This is a genomic window from Pseudoalteromonas sp. BSi20652 (assembly GCF_000239855.1).
Lineage (GTDB): Bacteria > Pseudomonadota > Gammaproteobacteria > Enterobacterales > Alteromonadaceae > Pseudoalteromonas.
In genome coordinates this window covers 1-20,074 of the sequence record NZ_BADT01000120.1, presented here as the reverse complement: position 1 = coordinate 20,074, position 20,074 = coordinate 1, and the positions used below count along the sequence as shown (strand labels likewise).

The 20,074-nt window shown below is 38.8% G+C and carries 16 protein-coding genes and 2 pseudogenes; 12 read left to right on the top strand and 6 right to left on the bottom strand.

From position 1 onward, the window contains the following. Positions 1-5 precede the first annotated feature (5 nt). From dinG to P20652_RS19835, 6 genes and pseudogenes are all read left to right on the top strand, one after another. Complete coding sequence (dinG, locus tag P20652_RS08095) at positions 6-2,081, top strand: ATP-dependent DNA helicase DinG (RefSeq protein WP_008169269.1); 2,076 nt, start codon at positions 6-8, stop codon at positions 2,079-2,081. After that, positions 2,081-2,857, top strand: coding sequence for a TSUP family transporter (locus P20652_RS08100; RefSeq protein ID WP_002958254.1), 777 nt, complete (start codon positions 2,081-2,083; stop codon positions 2,855-2,857). Before dinG ends, P20652_RS08100 begins: the two co-directional genes overlap by 1 nt. A 1-nt stretch (position 2,858) precedes the next feature. Beyond that, entirely contained in the window at positions 2,859-3,467 is a 609-nt protein-coding gene (locus P20652_RS08105) for a primosomal replication protein (RefSeq protein ID WP_008169267.1), read from the top strand. Between the two features lie 199 nt (positions 3,468-3,666). Then, positions 3,667-3,849 (top strand): annotated as a pseudogene (locus P20652_RS20985) (histone deacetylase); the annotation flags it as partial. A 51-nt stretch (positions 3,850-3,900) separates the two neighbouring features. After that, the gene (locus P20652_RS08110; RefSeq protein WP_008169263.1) at positions 3,901-4,182 is read left to right on the top strand and encodes a late competence development ComFB family protein; all 282 of its coding nucleotides are present in this window, start codon (positions 3,901-3,903) and stop codon (positions 4,180-4,182) included. Continuing rightward, complete coding sequence (locus tag P20652_RS19835) at positions 4,166-4,318, top strand: DUF2496 domain-containing protein (protein ID WP_008169262.1); 153 nt, start codon at positions 4,166-4,168, stop codon at positions 4,316-4,318. Before P20652_RS08110 ends, P20652_RS19835 begins: the two co-directional genes overlap by 17 nt. 382 nt (positions 4,319-4,700) lie before the next feature. Here P20652_RS19835 and P20652_RS08115 read toward each other — a convergent pair whose 3' ends face one another. Then, positions 4,701-6,857: an exonuclease domain-containing protein gene (locus P20652_RS08115; protein WP_008169260.1), complete on the bottom strand. Its 2,157-nt coding sequence runs from the start codon at positions 6,855-6,857 to the stop codon at positions 4,701-4,703. A gap of 128 nt (positions 6,858-6,985) precedes the next feature. On the opposite strand from P20652_RS08115, the gene P20652_RS08120 reads away from it, so the two are divergent. After that, complete coding sequence (locus P20652_RS08120; protein WP_008169258.1) at positions 6,986-7,480, top strand: dual specificity protein phosphatase family protein; 495 nt, start codon at positions 6,986-6,988, stop codon at positions 7,478-7,480. A gap of 63 nt (positions 7,481-7,543) precedes the next feature. Here P20652_RS08120 and P20652_RS18260 read toward each other — a convergent pair whose 3' ends face one another. The 3 genes from P20652_RS18260 to P20652_RS18250 form a co-directional block, all read right to left on the bottom strand. Next, positions 7,544-7,927, bottom strand: a complete 384-nt coding sequence (locus P20652_RS18260; RefSeq protein WP_139048223.1) for a hypothetical protein — start codon at positions 7,925-7,927, stop codon at positions 7,544-7,546. Positions 7,928-8,014: 87 nt separating this feature from the next. Then, a complete protein-coding gene (locus P20652_RS18255; protein WP_226929071.1) occupies positions 8,015-8,401 on the bottom strand; it encodes a hypothetical protein in 387 nt (128 codons plus the stop codon). A 109-nt stretch (positions 8,402-8,510) separates the two neighbouring features. Next, positions 8,511-8,753 carry a hypothetical protein gene (locus tag P20652_RS18250; RefSeq protein WP_024599791.1) on the bottom strand — a complete coding sequence of 81 codons (243 nt, stop codon included), beginning with the start codon at positions 8,751-8,753 and terminating at the stop codon, positions 8,511-8,513. A gap of 438 nt (positions 8,754-9,191) precedes the next feature. Here P20652_RS18250 and P20652_RS08125 point away from each other — a divergent pair, with 438 nt between their 5' ends. From P20652_RS08125 to P20652_RS08145, 5 genes are all read left to right on the top strand, one after another. Continuing rightward, positions 9,192-10,616 (top strand): sugar porter family MFS transporter, encoded by a 1,425-nt coding sequence (locus P20652_RS08125; protein ID WP_008169252.1) that lies wholly within the window; start codon positions 9,192-9,194, stop codon positions 10,614-10,616. A 233-nt stretch (positions 10,617-10,849) separates the two neighbouring features. After that, positions 10,850-12,109, top strand: a complete 1,260-nt coding sequence (locus tag P20652_RS08130; protein ID WP_008169250.1) for an OmpP1/FadL family transporter — start codon at positions 10,850-10,852, stop codon at positions 12,107-12,109. 3 nt (positions 12,110-12,112) lie between these two features. Further along, positions 12,113-12,526 (top strand): YeeE/YedE family protein, encoded by a 414-nt coding sequence (locus P20652_RS08135; protein ID WP_008169249.1) that lies wholly within the window; start codon positions 12,113-12,115, stop codon positions 12,524-12,526. A 4-nt stretch (positions 12,527-12,530) separates the two neighbouring features. After that, the gene (locus P20652_RS08140; protein ID WP_008169248.1) at positions 12,531-12,932 is read left to right on the top strand and encodes a DUF6691 family protein; all 402 of its coding nucleotides are present in this window, start codon (positions 12,531-12,533) and stop codon (positions 12,930-12,932) included. A gap of 95 nt (positions 12,933-13,027) precedes the next feature. After that, a complete protein-coding gene (locus P20652_RS08145) occupies positions 13,028-14,137 on the top strand; it encodes a mechanosensitive ion channel family protein (RefSeq protein ID WP_008169247.1) in 1,110 nt (369 codons plus the stop codon). Between the two features lie 18 nt (positions 14,138-14,155). Here the strand turns inward: P20652_RS08145 and P20652_RS08150 are convergent, their stop codons facing one another. Together P20652_RS08150 and P20652_RS18245 are read right to left on the bottom strand one after the other, a co-directional pair. Then, positions 14,156-16,291: a TonB-dependent siderophore receptor gene (locus P20652_RS08150; protein ID WP_008169244.1), complete on the bottom strand. Its 2,136-nt coding sequence runs from the start codon at positions 16,289-16,291 to the stop codon at positions 14,156-14,158. Positions 16,292-16,775: 484 nt separating this feature from the next. Further along, positions 16,776-19,533: pseudogene (locus tag P20652_RS18245) on the bottom strand (response regulator). Between the last annotated feature and the right edge of the window lie 541 nt (positions 19,534-20,074).

Here is a 20,074-nt window from a genome sequence, read left to right as displayed (position 1 = left end):
ATCCCATGCTTTCTGACTCACTAAAAAAAACAATTAGGCAAGTACACCAGCATGTGGCTAGTAACCTAAGCGATTATCGCCCTCGTAGCAGTCAAAACTACCTTGTAGCCGAAATAGCAAAAACGCTTGCTGGCGAATACCATAAAAAGCAGCGCATATGCGTAATTGAAGCAGGCACCGGTACCGGTAAATCACTTGCATATTGTTTAGGCGCATTGCCTCTTGCTTTAGCGCAAAAAAAGAAGCTCGTTATTTCTACCGCAACCGTTGCACTGCAAGAGCAATTAATAGCAAAAGAGCTCCCATTTTTTAAAAAGCATTCAGGCCTCGACTTTAAATTTGATTTAGTAAAAGGTCGCCATCGTTATATTTGTGCCCACAAACTACATAACGCTGTTAATGGCGATAGCCAAACACAAATGGATTTTATGCCAACGCTGACTTCACCACTGAGCGCAATGGAAACTAAATGTTTGAATGAGCTATATAACGCCTATGTTAATAAAAAATGGCAAGGTGATAGAGACAGCTGGGCCGATACCGTTCCCGATAGAGTGTGGAACTTAATAGCGTGCGATAAACATTCATGTCAACGCCAAATGAAAGCACACCAAACGTGCCCATTTCAGCTTGCGCGTAATCAATTAATGCAAATGGATGTGCTGGTAATTAATCATTCTTTATTACTTGCTGATTTAGACTTAGGCGGCGGTAAAATTTTACCAGAGCCCGACAATACCATTTACGTTATTGATGAAGCGCACCATTTAGCACATATAACACGCGACTTTTCATCAGCTGCTGCCACAATTAAAGGCACAATAGAATGGCTTGATAAGCTCACCAAGTTTAGCGGGAAAATGGCGAAGGTTTTAGTGGGGCAAAGAGCTATTGGGCAAAACTTTAAACTTTGCGACAGTATTAATGACGCGAATAAAGATTTAAAAGTAGTTCGCGACATTCTTGATAATGCCGACTTTGAATACTCAAAAGACGATACTTATCGCTTTGAGCACGGTGAAATTCCACAATCGCTGCACAGTAAAGCTAAAGACATAAGCGAAGCCACGCAAGATGCGCTGCGCTGTTTAAACAAAATGCACGACACCCTTACCCAAGATGTAAGCGACGGTGATATAAAACCTTACGTTGCCGACCCAATACTAGGCGAAAGCGGGCAATACATAAACCGCTTAGAGCAACTAAACAAACTATGGTTTAGTTACGCTAGAAAAGGCGAAGGGGCGCCTCATGCACGGTGGATAAAACGCCTTGAATACAAAAATCATCACGATCACTTATTAAGCGACTGCCCTATTGAAGTGGGTTACTACTTAAAAGATAAATTGTGGCGAGAATGCGCGGGCGCTGTTTTGTGCTCTGCCACATTAAGTGCACTCGGCTCGTTCGATCACTTTGCTTACGAAACAGGACTTGCTAAAGAAGAAGGCGTTAAATTTATTAAAGTGCCTTCTCCTTTTGATTACCCAAAACAAGCCACTTTACGTATTCCGGTATCTAAAATAGAACCTACCGATAAAGACTTTAGTGACCACTTAGCTAAAACATTGCCAGAGTACCTCAAAGATAAAAAAGCAAACCTTGTACTATTCGCTTCTTACTGGCAAATGGACCACGTAACAAAGTTTCTTAGAACAAAAGGTTTTAACTTATTAGTACAAGGTGAGATGTCGAGAGAAGCATTGCTCAAATTACACACCAAAAATGTAGACGAAGGCAAAGGCAGTATTTTATTTGGAACACAAAGCCTTTCGGAAGGTCTTGATTTACCTGGTAAATATTTAGAGAACTTAATAATTACCAAAATTCCGTTTGCTGTACCTACTTCGCCAATTGAAGAAGCGCAAGCAGAATTTGTACAAAGCAAAGGTGGTAACCCGTTTTTAACGATTACCGTGCCAGACGCCGCAAAGAAATTGGTACAAAGCTGTGGTAGACTGCTGCGAAAAGAGAGTGATGAAGGCTGTATTACTATTCTCGATAGACGCTTAGTTACTAAGCGATACGGCAAAGCCATGCTCGACACCCTACCACCTTTTAAAAGACAAATAGATTATTAATGTTTGAACTCGCACTCGATCCAACAACCTGGGCTGTTTTATGTGCTGTTGCACTTGCCGCAGGTTTTATAGACGCTATCGCCGGTGGCGGTGGTATGTTAACTGTGCCCGCTTTATTAACTGCAGGCTTACCTCCACATTTAACACTGGGCACCAATAAACTAGCAGCAAGTTTTGGCTCGTTAACGGCAAGCTATACCTATTATAAAAAGAACTTATTTAGTCCTAAGTTTTGGGCAGCCTCTATTATTGCTACCGCAATAGGTGCATTGATAGGTACTGTTATTGTTGATCATTTAAGTATCGATTTTTTAAACAAACTACTCCCGATTATTATTATTTTAGTTGCTGGCTATAGCTTATTTGGTAATTTAAGCACCACCGAAGGCGATGAACTCCCTAAACTAAACAAAGCGATGAAAATAAAACAATGGCTACAAGGTTTAGCATTAGGCTTTTTTGATGGTTTAGCAGGCCCAGGTACCGGGACTTTTTGGACAGCTTCTAATGGCATGCTTTACAAAATGAACCTGCTACTCAACTGCGGCTTAGCGCGTTCGATGAACTTTGTGTCTAATTTTATATCTTTAATTACCTTTGTAGCACTCGGCCATGTAAACTTTTTACTTGGCATAACAATGGGCTTTTTTATTATGCTAGGCGCATGGTTTGGGGCGCATTCAGCAATACGTTTTGGTAGCAAATTTATTCGCCCAGTATTTAATACTATGGTTATACTTTTAGCATTAAAACTAATTTACGAGGCTTACTTTTAATATGCATTCAATGGCTTTAGATAAACTACGTCAACAAGTTGCAACGCTAAAACAACAAGCTGAGCAATTTGATAAAGCTAAACTTTTTTCTAAAAATCGTTATATGCAAGCACAACCTAGCTTGTTTGACCGCGCAGTTTTTAGTACAAAAAGCATGAACCTAGTCGATTACGTAATAGAAATAGAAGACGAAGTAACAAGGTTGCCGCCAAGTGAGCATCGCCATGCTTATACCTACGCACTTGAACGTATCGGTGCTCAGGTACAAGCTGTGTTTAACGTTATTAAATCAACGCCAATTTGGATTAAAGAAAACAAAAGCCATTATAAACCTCGCCCAAAACAAACCGTTTATAAGCAAGCGGTACAAAAAATAATGCAATCATCGCACGAGCTTTACGACGAATTAAAACAAAACCATGAGTTTGAACGCCGTTTAGTGCTCATGATTGAAGAGCGTAAAATGCAAATGGATAAAGCGTCGCCTGCTAAAGCACAAAAACTTAATCTTGAAATATTAAGCACTCATGCTCGATTAGGCCGTTGCAGAAAAGCAATTTCTGCCACCGAGGACAAAATACAACAAGTAGAAAAACAACAGCTGCGTTAAGGCGTACTTTACTATGCTGCTTTATTATCATCCATTGTATTCAGACCTTATCCTTTCAGAACGTCATCGATTCCCTATTCAAAAGTATCAGCTGCTTAAAACGGAAATAGAAAATCTAGGTGCTTAGGCTATTCACTTTCAAGAGCCTAAAAAAGTAACCGTATCTCAACTTGCGCTATGTTATACCCAACATTATATAGATGAGTTAGGCTTGTTTAATGTATCGCTCGATGGTGTGTATAAACGCGACTTTCACATACTCAATTTTTGCAAGCAAAAACAAATTCCACTAATGTGCGCCATTGGCGGAGGCTATCAGCGTAATTTACATGAACTTATTAATGTTCATAAACAACTATTTAAAGCAGCTATCGATTTATAACAATCCTTAGTATAGACTCAGTAAAATGGATTATTTAAAGCGGTGTGAAATATGCGATTACACGAAGACATACATAACTATTACGAAAAAATTGTAGTTGAAGAAATAATTAGGCTAAAACTCGATGAAAAATATGACGACGATGTGATGGCTGACTTTTGTTGTACAGTGCTAAATCAACTCCCGCCGCGATATATTCGTTACGATGTAGATATGGCATTCTATTTACCTCAATCAGAAAGAGTACATATGGAAGAACGGGTTCAAACTGCAATCAATGTGGCTATTAGCCAAATTTCAAAAAAGAAAAACCTAAATGACCAATCAACTTGATCAAGCACCTGAACATATTAAGCTTGCTGTCGATCTAATTATGATACTAGAGCAACACGAGGTTGCTCCAGAAAATGTACTCAAAGCACTTGAAATAATTAAAAATGATTTTGAAAATAAACTAGCATCAAGCTAGGGCCTATTTATTTTCGAGGTTAAATTTGCAGCAGACAATTCGGTAATTAAGCAAGGCAGAGCCTATGGCCTATGCAGTGTGGTTGCTCCCCATAAATAGGCTATAACGCAGTATAACCGCCAAACATGCGCATCCCTTTGGGTTTGTCCTAGGGGCATTTATGCTTTGTTACTCGGTTTTTACATATTCTTACAAGTATGTAAGCCAGCAGGGTAACGCAGAAACGTTTACCGAGCCCACTGGGTTACAACCCTCGCGCCGCGATTAAACTGCCCCTATATAGAACGCATTTTAACCACAAAAGATCTACGCTCTCTAGTTTATGAAACATTCCAACTGAATTCTTTGTTATCCAACGTTGTATTTATGCCACTGAGCTAAATCAATGATTCTTTGATTGCTGAATAAGTAATAACAACTCTGCTGTTGCAGTTGCATCGGCAAGTGCGCGGTGATGGCTGGTTAAATTTAAATTAAAATGCGCACTAAGGTTACCAAGTGAATACGACTTTAATCCTTTAAATGCTTTACGCGACTCAACCACAGTGCACAGCTTAGGCATTTTAAAAAAGTGCCCTGCAACCTCGCACTCTTTTTTAATAAAGCCGTAATCAAAATTAACGTTATGGGCTACAAAAATACTGCCTGCGAGTTTATTTAACAATAGCGGTGCTATTTCGGCAAATACAGGGGCGTTGTAAACCATGCTGTCACTAATACCGGTTAATGACGTTATAAACCCAGGTATATGTCGCTCGGGGTTAACTAAGCTTGTCCACGTATCAATTACTTTACCGTGCTGCACTTTTACAAGGCCAATTTCGGTAATACGGTTACCGCCTTTTAAACCGCCGGTGGTTTCGATATCTACTACGCTGTAAATACGGTTAGGATCTACAAACCATTTCACCGCGGCAATGTGTACTGTAAAGCCCACATTTTTTAAATTATCAATGGTGGTTAGTTGGTTGCGTCTAAGCTTATCGCCTGGAGCTTTTACCTCTTCAAAATGTACTTGGCCATTATTAATGACCATTAAGTCGGGGTAGCCGTCTTTTAGCTGTAAATAATGTTTGCTCATGGCTGTTAAGTGCGCAATTAGCGCCTTAATAGGGCTGTTTAAAATAAGCGCTTCTAGTGGCTCTAATAAATTGCTGCGCCACCTAAACAAACCGTTAGGTTGATCAAAGTATTGCGCTGCATTTTTGCATACTAAATTAAGCAATGCTTGCGACGTTTGGCACTGTGCTAAGCGCTCATTTATTTGTGTTTGCTGCGCTTCATAAAAATTACCAAGCCTTAATACTTGTGGATAAATATCAAACTCATTGCATGGCGGATAAGGCGAATCCACAAATAACTCATGCCAAAATACTAAACCAAACAAACTTTGCCAAAGCGTGTTTTCGGTATTAAATACAGCCATACCTTGGCGAGTATAATAATCGTTTACGCCCTGCTCTACTTCACCTCGGTACAGTTCATCTATTTCTAGCACGCATTGGGTGTTGGCAAGCATGGCACTTAAGCGCGAACGTGTGTTTTTATTAAACTTACGCATTAAAAAATCGTCAGCAAAATACAGTAAATCGTCGGTGAGCGGGTTTTCGATAATGGCTTCTAATCGTGCTTTTACCCACTCTTTATTGCCAAGCCTGTATTGCTCTCTTATTTGAATTTCTTGTGCTTCGCTATCATCTACGCACCCTTCAAGTAAGCTAAAAGCAAGTTCGCTATCAACTGCTTTTAGCTGCCTATAAAGCCTAACTAATAATTTATTTTTTAATGCAACGGCAATTGCACCATGTGCAGCTTGCACTAAAACCTGCGATGCTAAAGCAGCATAGTCGCTCTCATCTGTTATATTTTTAAATGCTAACCGGTAACGGTTTAGCAAATAGTTTGATTGCGCTTCGTCAAGTGTTTCAAAGCGTGACAAGCTCTCGCTGTGCCCTTCGCGCGTAGCGGTTAAGCCTAAGTCTCGCATGATAAAACGATTTTGATGATTCACATCACCGCTGCTTAATTTGCCTGCAAATAAAAATTCAAAATACTCGTAGTAATCACTGCGGTTATTAATTACATACTGGCTATAAAGTGGCGCAAGCTCTTGTGGGCATGCTTTAAAAAACTCACGCGCAACATCCACCAGCGCGCCTTTAGCGGCGCTCTTTTTAAAGCTTATTTGCTCGTCGTAATTACTTAGTAACTCAACCAAGGCCGGCTTGGTTAAGTGCCCTAAAAGCTGTGCATAATGCTGTTTGTTTGGCTCAAATAAAATATCGGCTTTTTTTAGCGTATAAATGGCCTGATGCGGCGATGTTATTTCTTCATAATTGAGCGATTGCGCCTGCACTAAATAAGGCTTGCGTGAGTACACCCGCGCCAACATGCACTGGCTTTGCTCATCTAGCTGATTAATTTTACTAATAAATTCGCTGTGTTTGGGCTCAAGTAAATGCATACATTTACTTGTTACAAACTCAATAAGCTCTCTAAAATGCGCTAAATAGTATTTTGCTGGTAATTCTTTTTTCATAATATCGCCACAACTGTATATAAAAACAGTATCTAGTATTTGCGCTTATTATTCAATCTTAAACTTGTAACTAAAACACGCTATAGTAAGCGTATAAAAGTAAATTCATTAAAAATAAAGGACTTACCATGAGCGCGCACCCATACGATGTTTTATCGCTTAATAACGGCGCAAATATTATTTTTACGCCTTGCCCTGGTACAAAAACACAAAACCTAGCGGATTCAATCAATACATTAAAAGCTGCTGGCACTCACATGCTGCTTTCACTTATGCCTCAAAAGGAGCTTGAAAAAAACAATGTAGAAACAATTAATAGTGAGTGCAAAAAGCACGGTATAACGTGGTTTCATTTACCTATAAATGACGACGAAGCACCAAAACAGCCTTTTACATCAAGCTGGAACACGCACAAAACCGACATACTACACGCCATATTACAAAAGCAGACCATTGCCATACATTGCAAAGGCGGCACCGGCCGCACAGGGTTGGTCGCTGCGCTTATTTTAAATTCGGCAGGTTACACAAAAGAAGAAGTATACAGCCTAGTACAAGGCATTCGCCCTAAAGCGCTTACTATAAAATTGCAAAAAGAGTACTTTGAGAGCTTTGATGTGTGAGGCAGAGACTGGGGAGGATTTAGCACTATGAATAGCGCTAAAAATATTCTTTTAAATGTCATTCTAGGCCTCAATCAATCGTCCAGTTATTGAGATACCAACAAGACTAATTGGTGAGTCAGCAGCGAAAACGTAAAACCAAACTATTTGCATTTTCTGGTCTATTAAACAAACTTGGCTCTTTAGGTGAACAAATGCAAATATCACGTCTTCAACACTGTATTTATCACGAAGAAATGACATAACTTTTTCTGTTGCATTACCAATTGATATTGGTGGTTCGCCATCACCTAAGTCCCAATTAGGACGGTTTAACAAATCATCTGGTGTAATAAATAGCTTTTTCCCATATCTCTCAAAAGTTGAGGACTCAAAGCAGCTGGGAAAGTAAGCATCAGCACTTATATTTATAGAAACTAAAATTAAAAGTAGATAAAGTGCTCTCATATCCATCCGTGCTTATAACGTCCCACGCAGCTGGAAACGCGAGCGCTCTGGCGCAGCCAGCAAGTGTTTTTCCGATGACTTGCCTTGTTAGTTTTCAATTTTTTCGGCAATTTTACCATTAATAAATAGTACTCCATTTTTTACAAGTACATCTCCATTCCAGATAGAACCATAGTATGCATCATCAAGATACAAGTCCTTCTCATACTTCCCAACGATCTTTAGCGTATGCATATTTTCGGAAGTCCCAAATTTTATCGTATGGTTTAAGGGAGAGGGAGAACTTTTACCAATAGTTTCTATAGGAATTAATTTTTCACTATATGGTTCAATGATTGTTACACCCAAGCCCGGATGGATAATATTGTACTTAAAGGAGTTGCCGACTCTTTTTCCTTCATCAGCACCAGTAATCCCATAAATACTTGCACATCCAGATACGAACATGATTAAAATAAGACAAAATAACCTCAAAATTGACTCCATAAGTTTATTTGAAAACTAACGTTTAGATAACAGGCTAAGTAATGGTTGGCTAAACTGTGTAGCGAAGCGAAACGTAGCCAACTGTTACTTATTATGTTTACCTACCACCAGAATCTTGATTGTTATTAGGTATATCATTACATACAGCACAATTAATATTTTTGCGATAATTGTAGAAACGCCTAATAGCAAAAATGGTTACCGATACTAAGGCCCACAAAATACCGAATTCAATAGAGTATTCTAGACTTCTGCCTTTTAAGTATTGAACGCCTGTCAACAGAGAAAAAATAATTGGTAGAGCTATAGCGTATTGAACAATCCATTTTTTTATTGGCATAAATATTCCATTAACACTCTAAGCTTGAAGTAAACATAACAACTTAATCGACGATATTTGTCGTTTTATAAACCGACAATGTTCCTATATTCAATGCATTTACCTTAACCACCAAATAATGACTTGTAAACAATTACCTAACTTCCAATCAATTTATGTAATTGCAAAAGCACACTTAAAGGTACAGATCAGTAATATTGTTCCAACAGGCACTTCCTATACAAAGCATATTATTTATTAAAATTCAGTCTGTGTTATCTAAAAAGGCAGTAACTTAATTTTAAAGTAACGCCGGTAAGCTAATACCTTTAAATTAAAGCCTTTAAAAATGGCTCAATTTATACTCGCCAAACCCTTTATACCCGCACAAGCATATTCAACCATAGCGCTTTACGATATTATGCTCCTTTAAATTTAAATTAACTTTCAGGGCATATTATGACAACGCACACACCGCCTTCCCACTTGGCCAACACAGCTGAAAACACCTCTCTTTTTTACGTAATTTTTATCTCTGCCGTTGCTGCTATTGGTGGCTTTTTATTTGGTTTTGACTCGGGCGTTATTAACGGCACGGTGTCGGCACTCGGTAATGCATTTAATTCAAGCAGTGTAGCTACGGGCTTTAATGTAGCGTCTGTGTTACTTGGCTGCGCCCTAGGTGCGCTGGCTGCGGGGCCGCTGGCTGATAAGTTTGGTCGCCGTGCAATTATGATCATCACCGCTATTATTTTTGCCATTAGTGCATTTGGCTCAGGCATTAGCGAAAGCTCTGCGGAGTTTATTTTTTACCGCTTATTTGGTGGTTTAGGCATTGGTGCTGCATCGGTATTGGCGCCAGCTTACATTGCTGAGGTTGCACCACCGGCACTACGTGGCCGTTTAGCTACACTACAACAACTCGCTATTGTACTGGGTTTATTTGCTGCGTTTTTAAGTAACTATTTAATTGCTGATGCAGCAGGCAGCGCGCAAAATATTTTAATGCTTGATATAGCCGCTTGGCGCTGGATGTTTTGGGCAGAGCTTGTGCCTGCGGTACTGTTTTTAGTCGGTGTATTGTTTATTCCGGAGTCGCCTCGTTATTTAGTGGCGCAAGGTAAAGTAAACGATGCTAAAGCGGTATTTAGTAAAATATCGAACGACAACGTTGATGCGCAAATAAGCGATATTAAACGCTCCTTGCATAGCAATACAAAGCCAAGTATTCGTGATTTATTTATTGATGGCAGTAAAAAGGTACACCCGATTGTTTGGGTGGGTGTGGCGTTGAGCGTATTTCAGCAATTTGTAGGTATTAATGTGGTGTTTTATTACGGCTCTGAGCTTTGGCAAGCCGCTGGGTTTGACGAGTCGCAATCGCTATTTATAAATGTACTCGCAGGTACTACTAATATTGTATCCACCTTTATTGCCATTGCCCTAGTTGACAAAGTTGGCCGTAAACCACTGCTACTAGTAGGCAGTATTGGTATGTTTATCAGTCTAAGCGCACTGACCTATATATTTGGCAGTGCGGGCCTTGATGAAGCAGGCAAACTTGCCCTTAGCGATAACATGGGTACGTTTGCGCTTATTATGGCTAACTTATTTGTGGTATTTTTTGGCTTAAGTTGGGGCCCAATTGTATGGGTATTATTAGGCGAAATGTTTAATAACCGTATTCGCGGCGCGGCGCTTGCTGTTGCAGCAAGCGCACAGTGGATTGCTAACTTTGCCATTACCATGACCTTCCCTATTATGCTTGCCAATATCGGCCTTGCTGGTGCTTATGGCTTTTATGCGTTATCGGCACTTATAAGTATATTTTTTGTTGTTAAATATATTAAAGAAACGCGCGGTAAAACGCTCGAATCTATGTAATAAAACCCTATTTAAAAGCGGTGAAATATATCACCGCTTTTTCTCTTGCATCACATCTGTTTTAATTAATGCTAGCGTTTAAACACAGCTAAAATAGCGCGTTTAACGTTTAAGCAGCCGATCACTTCATCTATTCCTTTTTACTATATGTAATCTATTTTAATTCCTTTTTGAAATATAAAAAATTCGCTATTGTCCGCCCTCTTCAATTCAACAGTGTAGTGTCTACTTAAATGAAAAAGCAGTTAGTATCAAGTTTAGCGTTAACATGCGCCTTAGGATCATTTAGTGCGTTTGCAACCAATGGTTATTTTACCCATGGCTATGGCATGACCCACAAAGGCATGGCTGGCGCTGGTGTAGCACTATCTGAAGAGCTAATGTCGGGCGCAAATAATCCAGCAAATCTTTTAGTTGATGGTACCCAATTTTCTTTAGGCTTGGAGCTGTTTTCACCTGATCGTAAATACACGGCATCAACAGTAGATAATTTTTTCCCAAATGCACTTTATCTTGAAGCAAAAACACAAAAAAGTGATAACACTTTATTTACTATTCCTGAATTTGCCATTGGTCATCAGCTTAATGAACAAGTAAATATTGGTCTTTTAGTGTACGGCAATGGCGGCATGAATACCGAATATAATGCAGGTACAGCCCCTGACGGTACATTTTACGCAGGCACTGCTGGCGTAGATTTAAAACAGTTATTTATTAGCCCTACAGTAAGCTATCAGTTTAATGAACAAACACGTATTGGTGTATCGCCAATTTACGTAGTTCAACAGTTTGAAGCGCAAGGTCTGAGTAGTTTTGCGCTTTTTTCGCAATCGCCACAAGATTTGTCTGATAATGGAACGGATACAAGTACTGGGGTAGGTATTCAATTAGGTATAAACCAAACAATTAACTCGTCACTCAGCTGGGGAGCTAGTTACCGCTCTGCGGTTTCAATGCAAGAATTTGATAGTTACCGTGGTTTATTTGCAGAGCAAGGTGGGTTTGACCTGCCAAGCTCGATTCAAATTGGTGCCGCTTTTAAAGTTACGCCAAACAATGAAATTGTATTTGATTGGCAAAAAATAAATTACGGTGAAGTAAAAAGCATAGCAAATCCAATAAATAACTTAATGTCAGCACCGCTAGGCGCTGACGGTGGTGCTGGATTTGGTTGGGACGACATGACCATTTATAAACTCGGCTACCAATGGCAACGTACGGTGCAACAAAAAATCCGCTTTGGTATTTCTTACACCGAGCAACCTATTCCATCATCTGAAGTGTTATTTAATATTCTAGCACCGGGCGTACAAGAATGGCATTTTACAACAGGCTTTAGCCATTCATTTAGTAACAAGGTACAATTAAACGCAATGGCTTTTTACTCGCCAGCAAAAGAGGTGGCCGGTGCTAATTTTTTAGCGCCAAACCAAGCGTTATCAATTGAAATGGAACAGTCTGGTTTAGGTGTTTCTGTTGTGTGGGGAATTTAAAAAATGGTAACAGAATTTTCGCCGGTAGCTGCGGCTATAGGTGGTGCTTTAATAGGTATAGCCTGTGCGCTATTACTTGTTTTATACGGAAAAATAGCGGGAATATCGGGCGTTGTTAAATCTATTTTTACCAAAACAAATTCAGGCTCTCGCTGGAAGATCTATTTTATCATCGGTTTGTTTTTAGCGGGTATAACTGTACAGGTATTTGCACCTTCTTTATTAGAGGGCGAATTGCACTTACCCCCATGGCTTATTATTGTTGCAGGGCTTTTGGTTGGTGCAGGCACAACGCTTGCTAATGGCTGTACAAGCGGTCATGGTGTATGTGGTATGTCGCGCTTTTCTACCCGATCTTGGGTTTCAACATGCACATTTATGGCCGTTGCTATAATAACTGCAAACCTTGTAGGGTAAATAAATGAAAGCATTTACCATTGTTATTTTAGGATTTATATTTGGCTTGGGACTTATTGTTAGTGGCATGACAAACCCTGATAAAGTACTTAATTTTCTTACTTTTGGAAACCAGTGGGATGGAAGTTTAATTATAGTGATGGCTGTTGCTATGCTAATAATGATGCTGACGTGGCAGTGGGTCGCTAAAAAAGAGAAGCCGCTTTTTGCAGAAAAGTTTACTTTAAGCGATTTAAAAAAAATCGACAGTAAATTAGTAATCGGCTCTGTACTGTTTGGTTTAGGATGGGGGTTAAGTGGTATATGCCCAGGTCCAGGGCTTGTTCAACTCGTCTCTCTTAAAATGGAATTTTGGTTGTTCTTTGCAGCCGTACTTGGCGGTATGTGGTTAGCTAAAAAAGTATAACGCTTGTTGCCGAGTTATACTCGGCATGCACTTCATCTTAAAAAAGGTACATAACTTGCTGCAATATATGTAATTATATTGTTTGAGTTTGAGTTATGCTAAAAAGTACACTAGAAATTTTTAACAGTAACCCTTGGCTAGGAGCTATTTTTTATCTTGTTATTTTAGCTATATCACTTGTTTTTATTCGATTTTTTGTCATGCATTGGTTGCAAAAATGGACCTCAAAAACCTCTTTTATATTTGATACTCTGCTCATTGAATCAATATCCAAACCCTTAACACTTTGCACACTTATTGTGCTGCTCACCATTTTAGAGCACGATACATTAGTGATTAGTGCTTCAATATCGCAACATATTCCCTTTAATAGTATTAATATTGTGCTGGCTCTACTAGCAATTATATTATTTTTAGATCGCTTTATTATGGGAACAGTTAACTACTACAGTAAACAATCCCCTGTTATTTTTAATTCGAAAAGCATTATAAAAGGGGTCATACGCGTCACGTTATTTTCAGTGGGTTTACTAGTACTTATGGGTACACTGGGTATTTCTATTACTCCTATTATCGCCTCGTTAGGTATTACGTCTTTGGCAGTTGCGCTAGCCCTTCAACCGACTCTTGAAAACTTTTTCTCGGGAGTACAATTGGTAATTGATAAACCCATTCGGGTGGGTGACTTTATTGAGCTTGAATCAAAAGAGCAAGGCTTTGTTGAGCATATAGGTTGGCGGTCAACATGGGTTAAAATGTTGCCCAATAATATGATTATTATACCTAATAGCCAATTATCTAAATCGCGTATTATTAATTATTTTTACCCTGAAAAAGAGTTAAGTGTACCAGTTGATGTAAGCGTGCATTACGATTCAGATTTAGAATTTGTTGAGCAAGTAACACTTGAAGTAGCCCGTGAAATACTGATATCTCACGAATGGGGTGTAGATGATTACAACACGTTTGTGGTTTATCATACGTTTGACAGCTCAAGTATTAACTTTACGGTAATGCTTAGAGCTAAAGAATACTTTAATCGCTTTTGGGTTAAATCTGCTTTTATAAAAGCCCTGCATAAACGCTATAAAAAAGAAGGCATTGTTATTCCCTTCCCTATTACGGCTATTAACACTACTCAAGAATCCGCTAAATTTAATAGCGATAAAAAGGTGCAAGACGATACTAAAACAAAGCGCGAGTGACCCTCGCGCTAATAAGTATTAAAACTTGTAGGTTATTTGCCCAACAATCTCACGAGGGCTGCCAGGAAAGTGGCCGTTTCGCTCACTAAATCCACTAACCGCATATTCTTTATCAAACAAGTTATTAATATTTACACTCAGTAATACGTCGTCAAAGCGACTCGTCCAGCTCATATCAAATACAGTAAATGGTTTTACTTTTTGACCATCGGAGCTCACTTGCTCACTAACATAGTTAGCACCAAAAGCTATTGATGAATTAATCGAATCTAGCCAGAAGCGTGACCATAAACCCGCTTGGTGACGTGGTGCATTAGCAAAGCGCGAGCCATCACCAAATGTATCTGAAAAAATCTCGCCTAATGCACCTTCAACCACGACTGTATCGTTATATGCGTAGTTAGCTGTTATTGTCCAATACTCAGATAGATCACCTACTAACGTCGTTTCAAACCCTCGGCTTTCTACCTCACCTATATTTAAAAGTGCAGTAATACCATCACCCACTCCGGTATCGTCAGGGTTGCTCATTACCACATTTTGTTTATTAATTTGATAAACTGCAAACGTGCTCATTATTTTGCCGTCAAGCCATTGGTTTTTCATACCCAGCTCGGTTTGCTTACCTGTTTCTGGGTCTAAGTTACCTTCGCCTACCACATCTTCTTGATCGCCCGACGATGTTGGATTAAAGCTTTCAGAGTAATTAATATATACCGATGTATTTTCGACAGGTTGATAAGTAACAGCAACACGAGGCGTAACACCGTTATCAGAGTAACTAAAACCCGTTTCTTTATTTAGTTCTTTAAAATAATCGTAGCGTAAGCCTGCAATTACGGCCCATTGCTCGCCTATGCTAATTACATCTTGAACGTATATACCAAATCGGTCGGTATCGACGCCATCGCGGTTCATGTCGGTGAGGTTATAAGTACTTGGATCGGTTTCACCGTAGTTTAAATTAAAAATATTTAAATTAGCGACGCCATCGGCCTCATATCGGGCACGTAAGTAGTCATATTCGGTATCAACGGTGTGGTAATCACCACCAAATAAAAACTGATGGGCTAATTGTCCTTGTCCAAAATTATAAACAAAATCGGTGGTTACACTTGCCTCTTTATTGGCACGAAATTGCTTACGGTATTCACGCTTAATAGTTTCATCGTCAATATTGGCAACGCCATCACCGTTTACATCTACCCAGCTTTGAGACTCATGGTAGGCCTGGTCTCGCTCGTTATCCATGTAGCGAAACGTAGTACTTAGAGAAAAATCATCACTAAAATAATGGCTAAGTTCTGCTTGAAGTACCCAAGCTTCCATATCTTGATAGTCAAATGACTCATTGGCGTTATAAGAAGGGTCTATAAGAAAGTTGCCATTATCATCTACCGGTACGCCACGTAGGCGGTTTCCGCCTAGGTCTTGTTTTATGTAGTCAATACTTGTGGTTAGGGTTGTTGAATCACTTAAATCAAATAACAATCCACCTGTTAGTTCGGTATTAGCTGAGTCTGCGTTATTACGAAAGCTGTCTTGCTTTTCATAAAACCCCCCTAGCCTGTAAGCCATTGTATCGCTTAAACCACCCGTCATATCGAGTGATGCACCACGGGTATTAAAATTACCCAGTGTGAGTTTTAATTCGCGTTTTTGTGTGTAGCTTGGCTTTTTGGTTACGTAATTAATCATGCCACCGGGTTCGCCACCGCCATACAAAGCAGAGGCTGGCCCTTTTAATACTTCAACACGTTCAACATTAAATAACTGCGGCACACCAAAGCCCGAATATGGGTCACCACGTACTCCATCATAAAATACATTTTCGTCATCCCTAAAACCACGAAATGTAACGCCTGAGTAGCTGTACTCGCTAACCCCAGCAATAGAGCGGTATAGGTCGGTAATATCTCGTGCAGCTTGATCAATAATAAGCTGCTCTGTTAACACCTGAGCAGACTGAGGAAGCTTAATAAGATCTAAATTAGTCTTTGTACCAATTTTACTTTGAGTTTCTAAATAAAACTGTTGAGCTCGCCCTGTTACTTCAATAGTTTCTATATTTTCATTTTGCTGGGCGTAAGATAGATGAGAAAAAACAGACAACGCGGCAGTAATACTAAAAGGCAAATAACGAGAGTTAAACATTATAATCCGGAGCAACAAAAAACATAATAAAAATGATAACAATTATCAGTAGTGTTATCTATAAATTCTTGCGAAAATATCTCTACAAATTATAAATTCTACATTATTAGGATCTGTTGATCTTTAAAAGCTAAATTTACAGCAGTCTGTTTGGCATTTAGGCAAGGCAGAGCCTATGCAGTATGGTATTCCCCATAAATGGGCGATAACGTAGCATTAATACCAAACAGGCGCTGCCCAAAGGGTTCTTCCTAGCCGCTATTTACTCTTTGTTGTCTACTACATGGATGTAGGTAAAGGGGTGAGCAGGACGCGGAAGCTTTACTCGGTTTTTACTTATTCTTACATGGATGTTAGCCATGAGGGTAAAAAACAAAGCAATCATACTCACTGGCATGCCACTTTAATAGCTCTATGCGCAGCGAGTACTGCATTGTTGCAATAACACTAATGCTAAATGTATATACGAATTTAAAGGCAAAGTTTAACTCAAAACATTACCGATAACGGTGTATAAATCGTGGCTACTAATTGGTTTTGATACAAAGTCATCCATACCCACATTTAAACATCGCTGCTTATCGTCTTCGTAGGCATTAGCTGTAATAGCAATAATTGGCACATGGGTGCCATTTTTACGCTCATTCTCCCTAATGTATTTGGTACATTCGTAGCCATCCATATTAGGCATTTGACAATCCATAAGAATTAGGTCAAACGATTTGTTTTTTAGTATATTAAGTGCTTCAAGCCCATCTTCAGCCACCGTTATTACAACTTTACTCGGCTCAAGCATTTTTGCAATAACTTGTCGGTTTATAAAATTATCTTCTACGAGTAATATTTTTTTACCTACTATAGCCATTGTTTTATCTTCAAACACAGCGGGAGTCAGCTTGGTGTAAATGGCTTCAGGGGCACTAATATCAAATGAAACAGTGCAGCCTTTACCTGCTTCACTTTGTAGTTGTATTTCCCCCTGCATTTTTCTAATTAAGCCCTGCGAAATAGCCAAGCCAAGGCCTGTGCCACCATATTTACGCGCAACACTTGCATCAGCCTGTGTAAACTCACTAAATAAAAATGTTTGTTGCTCTTTGGCAATACCAATACCGCTATCAGCAACACTCACTTTTAGTCTTTTGATCGTAATAATCAAACGACACACGAACAAAACCTTCTTTAGTAAACTTATGAGCATTAGAGAGTAAATTAATAATGACTTGATTTAAGCGTAAGTCATCCACTTTTATACATTGTGGTAAACGGGCACCTCGCTCAACTATAAATTCAACCTCGTCGGAGTTTATGATCGGGGTAAACAAGGATTGTACGTTTTCGATAAATGGCTCTACATTAGTAGCACGCGGACTAATTTGCATTGCATTAGCTTCTATCTTAGAAAAATCTAAAATATCATTTAAAATATTTAACAAGTTTGTTGCGCTTTTTTGTTGTGTATTAAGCAACTCTCTTTGATCACTAGTTAAAGTTTCATCCCGAAGCAATACCTCTCCCATTCCCAATATACCGTTCATTGGGGTACGTAACTCATGACTCATATTGGCTAAAAACTGTGACTTAGCTAAATTAGCCTCATTAGCACGCTTAACCGCCTTAGTAAGCTCCGTTGTTTGTTCCGCTACTTTAACTTCTAATTGCTGATTAAAATGACTTAATTGCCTATTGAGATCTTGGTTTTTGATATTCGAGGCTTGCAAGTTTTCTATTGAGTGATTTAAAGCGGTGCCAAGCATTTCAAACTGCTGCTGTAACTGCAGTACTTCATACCAGCTAGACTCTGTATTAAATTTTTGTTTCTTGGTTTTACTAAAACCATGCATCAGGTGAGTTAAACCTATAATCGGTTGTACCAACAAATTAGCTAATTGATGAATAAACATCACAACAAGTATTATTAAAATTAAGCTCGACAATAAGGTAGGTAACCATGCTGTTGCCACCACTTTACTTAAGTGCTTGCGGTTATAAAATGTTATAACCCGCCATTCACTTTGAGGGTCTTCATACTGATAACTGTGATAAATCTCGTTATCATTGGAGCGAAAAATCTTATTATCTCCAAGATTAAACGTTGTAAAACCATGATCCTTAAAGTCACTCAGTATTTGAAATTGCGCCAAAGAACTGTATACAACGTTCTGCTGATCATCTAAAACAATTAATTGTCCTTTATACTCAAACAAATTAGGAACAAAGCGCTCTAAACGGTCTAATTTTAAAGACCCCTCAACTACACCATAAAATTTATTATCACGATATATAGGTGCAGATAACGCAACAATAGGTTCATTCCCTAGTCCTCTACCCTGAAAAACACCACTGCTATAACCCTGAGGATATTCAAGCGCTTTCGAAAAATAAGGGCGGTCATTAACATAACGTTGCGACTCACTTAACCCTTTTAAAAGTGCCTGAGGCACGCTTGTTTCAACTAAACCATTTGGATTAGCATATAAACTGGTTGTAAAGCCAGGATACAAAACCATTAAGCGTTTAAGTTGTTGCTGGGGTAGCAATCCGGCACTTATAGCATCACTGCTCATCACAACAGCATTTTTATGAAACTGTAAGTAATCATTAAGTTGTGTACTTATGGATTCAGCTTTCTCTTTAAGCTGTGCGTTAACTTCATATTCTAAACGCGAGTAATGATCATTTACCAAAAACACACTGGTGAGCAGTACAACCAAAATAATAATAACACTGACAACATAACTCAAAATGCGTGCAAGAGGCTGGCCTTGATAAGCACGGCTCGCATAAGGCATAAATACACTAATTAAATCGACTAATGCCAAGCTTATTAGTGCATTAATTAAATACTTAGAAACAGCAACAACCAGTGTTAGCCAAGGTAAGTTGAGCACAACATACCCAATCACAGATACTATGGGTAAGCCAACCAAAAACCAAAATACAGTCCCTAAAGGAAGTATGGGTTTAGAGCGCCTTAAACAAAATGTATAAAGCCACATAAGCTCGAGTAAATACACAATACTCGGCCAACAATGGCCCCACCTGTAAAACAAAAAACCTGAAACAATGGCTAAACTAAGGCAGGAGTAACGTAATCCGGTAAATACTAAGCTGCACAGAACAAAGGCTTGACCAAATAAAAATTCTGAACTGTCGAAAAAATACAATGGCGAAAGGTTAGCAAAACCACCTAAGAGCCCTAATACAATAGCTAGTGCCCACTTACTTCTTTGAGACATCACTTAAACCTCTGGGCATCTCGATTAACACCGGTGTATTAAAGTTAATATAATGTTTATTATTACCTACTCATTCGACCTTGTCTACTAGCTACAATTACTTAAAAATCAATAAAAAATTAGTCCAGTCGTTGCTGAATAACTATTAAGCAAAAAGTTTTTTACTACTTAGAACTAAAACAGCTTTAGTAAGCATTTTATTTTGGAGCCATAAACACTTTAATACGAAAATATAAAGAGTTATTAAACCAATTCGCTTTAATAAGTTGTCTATTTTGAGGTGAAAAATCATGTCGATAACTAGGAAAGAATTCGTTATTTAGTTGTTCTATATAAGAATTTTTAACACCCTAGCGTCAGGTTTAATCCCTTAAATTAACTAAGCATTACTGCAGATTAATATTAACCATCACTAATAAGGTTACTCTGGGCACAAACTAAGTTTATAAGCACATTGTTGTGCATCTAAGAAGGCGATAAACAATAATAAAAATAGGGAGTTTTAATACTGGCTTTTAATTTAAAGTAAGTGGTATTTAAAAGA